General features: G+C 47.9%; 2 protein-coding genes. Both read left to right on the forward strand.

The annotated features are described in order from the left end of the window. The first annotated feature begins 185 nt into the window (after positions 1-185). Positions 186-749: a P pilus assembly protein, chaperone PapD gene (locus RID09_RS26055; RefSeq protein ID WP_446338825.1), complete on the forward strand. Its 564-nt coding sequence runs from the start codon at positions 186-188 to the stop codon at positions 747-749. Positions 750-1,290: 541 nt separating this feature from the next. Then, positions 1,291-3,519: a carboxypeptidase-like regulatory domain-containing protein gene (locus tag RID09_RS26060; RefSeq protein WP_446338826.1), complete on the forward strand. Its 2,229-nt coding sequence runs from the start codon at positions 1,291-1,293 to the stop codon at positions 3,517-3,519. The last annotated feature ends 125 nt before the right edge of the window (positions 3,520-3,644 follow it).

The following is a 3,644-nucleotide window of genomic DNA, read 5'->3' on the forward strand; positions in this document are numbered from 1 at the left end:
TTTATCGAATGCGTCGGGTAAGAGTTAGCAATTTCAGGTTAATTTTGTTGAAGAATCTGGAATTTTTCTATTCTGCGCATGAAAACTTCTACTTTTCCCCTTCAAATTAGCTTCTCAAATTAGTTTGTGAGAAATGCGGGATTTACGCGGAACCCTTTACTTATGGCGATAATGGATTCCAAATCTTGGACTCTAGCCCCAGCGATTTAACCCCTTACCTGCAATTTTCACCCAGAGAATTAACTGTACCACCGGGAGTGCAGCGACGCATTCGTTTAATTACTCGCTTTCCACCCAGTTTACCAGACGGGGAATATCGAGCCGTTGTTTTTACGGAAACGCTTCAGGAAACGACGGATAGTGGTGGTAATTCTGTCGCGTTGACGGCACGAATTGGCACAACCGTTTATGTGCGTCAGGGAGAGTTATCGCCAAATTTGGTAGTGGAGAATGCGAGTTGGAATTCTGAACAAGACCAAATTCAATTACTCGTTGAAAATACCGGAATGGCATCGGCTAGAGCATCGGTGAGTTGGATGTTAAAGCAGGGAGAAACGGTTATAGAGACGGGGAGTTTGAAACCGACGGGAATTGTGGCTGAGAGTGAGCGTCAGTTTCTATTGAATTATCCTGATGAAGGGCAATTGGCTACGGGTCAATATCAGCTTACGGGTGAGTTGATCTGGGCTGAAGATGATGAGCGACGGACACAGCCGTTTAGTGTCGATTTGATGATTCCTACACGGTAAATGAGGGGCGATCGCGTGGTTGAGCCGATTGGTTCTGAAGTTTTGGCTGGTGGGCAGTGCCCATCCTACGGTATATCTTGTGGTGTCGAGAGGTTGATCTTTTTTAACGCAGAGGGTCGCAGAGGTTGGCGCAGAGGGTCGCAGAGGGTACGTGGGGTTTGAGTCGGGGAGGCGATGGGCTTTGTTTTTGCTGTTTATTTGGCTTTGTTCCCTATACCATAAAAAGGGGGTTGTGTCAAAAAAAATCTGTGTTTTTTACAAAAATACATGCATCCAAGTGGTGCGGGTTTTGAGGGGTATTGAGGCTAAGTTGGATTTATTTTGATGCTATTTCAATGGTTTTGGGGAATGATGTCCAGGATTGGAAGAAAAGTGGATATACTTCCCCAGATGTTCAATTATACCAAATCGCTGGATTGACGTAAATCCGTTAGTAGTTGAGAATTATTCTCACAGTTTTTGGGGCGGTTAAGTTCTGTAAATTAACAAAAATCTGATTGAAGTTGGGTGGGGAGAAAAGTTTTCGTTATCATCAGCCGTCATGGATAACCTACAGGAAGAATGTCGGCAATATTTGATTGGGGTGAGACAGCTAAAATGGTGGATTAGATATTACAGGTTTTCCGGGCGCAAGTTTAGGGTTTTTTGGGCGCAAGCCTTGCGCCCCTACGTGATATATTCTGTTGGGTGGCAAATCCCGATCGCGCTGGGTTTGGCTGTGGGAATAGCGGCTAAAGCTTTTTCTCAAAGCAATTCCAGTCTTGATCCGCATTTAATCGGTCAAACACAGAGGGAGGATTCAGACAATCCGGTTATCGAATTTTCCGATAACTTTACGGTGTTTCCGGTGGGGGTGAATGTGGGGGGGCGCCCGGTAATTTTTAGTGTTTTGGTGCGGGGACAGGAAGATGGTAGTCAAGCGGTTGAGTTTGAGAAGTGGCTGATTCCTTATGATGCGGTGGTTCAAGCGTTGAAGCTGGAGGTGACACCTTTACCGGATGGGCAATTAGACGTGCGATCGCCTGGATTGATTACTCGCCTCAACCCCCAGGAATTACGGAATGATCCGGAGTTGGGGTTGGTTTTGTCGATTCAAGAGGTACAAACCTTACTCGGTGTTCCCGCCGAATTTGATATTAATGAGTATGCGATTATTCTTAATCCCCCTTGGTTGGGACAAAAAACCGGGGGGATTGCGGCGACAGAACCCCCAGTGCAACTAGACGGTTTACCCCGAATCACTCCCACTGATTTTACCCTAACCGCGATCGAGGAACGGATTACAGCGACTGGATCAGAGTCAACGTCGGGTTTGGGTGAGTCTTCTTCCCTACGGTATCGGGGGGAATTGGCGGCTGTGGGGACATTACTATCGGGGAGTTGGTATGTCAGGGTGAATCAACCTGATTTGTTAGACTCGCCGAGTTGGAGTCTCACAGAAGCCCAGTATTTGCGACAAACCGATGGGGCGGATTATGTGATTGGTTCTCAACCCACGTTTTGGCGGAGTCAGGGGAGGGGGGATTATTGGGGTGTGACGACGATTCAACGACAGGGATTTATACCTCCGGTGACGTTTGGTGGGGGTGGATTTAGTCCGGGACAACGGTTACAGGCGTCGCAGGTGGGGCGGACTATTGTGGGTGAAGCGGAACCGGGGACGTTGGTACGCCTGACACAGGGATTTAGCGATCGCGTCTTGGCTGAAGTTCTCGTGGATTCTTCGGGTGTTTATCGGTTTGAGGATGTACCGATTGGGGGGCAAAGGTTAGGGAATTATCGCATTTTATTATATCCCCAAGGACGCCTTTCTGCTCAACCGGAGGTGCGGGAGGCGACGTTTTCTACGGTACCGGGACAAATTCCTGATCGGGCTGCGGCGATGATTGTTTCAGTTGGTTTTTCCCATCAACCACCTGGATTGAACCGTCAAAATTTTGTGGGAGAATGGCAAGATTTTCAGGGAGGAATTGCCCAACGTTGGGGGGTATCGGAAGCGTTGACTGTAGGTGTGGGTGGGATTTATGACCAAACCGCGAGGGGATTAGCTGATGTGTTTTTTCGCCCCAAAGGGATACCATTGGAAGTAGCGGCGTCGGTGTTGAGTCCAGATCAAGAGGGGGATTGGGATATTAATGCTAATGTGCGTTATGAACCGACGTCTAATATTAGTCTACAATTCAATAGCGATCGCTTCTCCCAACGGCTTAACCTGAATTGGCGTGTCTTTCCCCGTTTAACGGTATTGGGAACCTATAATAGTCGCGAGGGTACGGCGGTGGGGATGCAAACCGGGTTTAGTCGTCGTGGTTTTTTTACCTTTGCCCGGGCGACAATTGATGACCAAAATCGCTGGCGCTGGAATGCGACGCAACGGTTAGGATTTTTACAACTGAGTCAACAGGGGAATGAATTGGGGTTTCGCTCAGAGTTGAATTATAATCTGTCTGGGCGTTTTTTGGGTGATGGTTATTCTGCACTGCTGACTTATGAAACCCGCAACCTCCAGCAGCGGGATAATTTAGCCACAATTGGCTGGCGTTATCGATCCAAGGCGCGATCGCAAGATGGGAGTTATCTGTGGGAAACTCAGTTGGGCTATGGGTTGGGTTCTCAGGGTTCGGGATGGATTGCCCAGCTAGAGACTACGATTATACCCGGTTTGCTTTTGCGCGGGCGTTATGATGGGGTATCCTTAACCTCGAATGAGGCTAATTATAGCCTAGAACTGGTTGCCAGTTTAAATGTACAGGAAGGGGTTGACAACTGAGTCCAGAAACATATACAAAGGTATACAGGTCTATACTAAATGTATACCGTATGGACATTATTCAGGACGTGCCAACGGTCAGCATTGGGGAAGCAGCTAAAGAAGTCGGAGTTAGCGTAATCACG

It is taken from the genome of Coleofasciculus sp. G1-WW12-02 (assembly GCF_040219735.1).
Lineage (GTDB): Bacteria > Cyanobacteriota > Cyanobacteriia > Cyanobacteriales > Coleofasciculaceae > Coleofasciculus.

What these genes read in the sequence shown, in the direction of transcription:
- RID09_RS26060 (WP_446338826.1), top strand. Translation starts at nt 1,291, where the DNA reads ATGGATAACCTACAGGAAGAATGTCGGCAATATTTGATTGGGGTGAGA.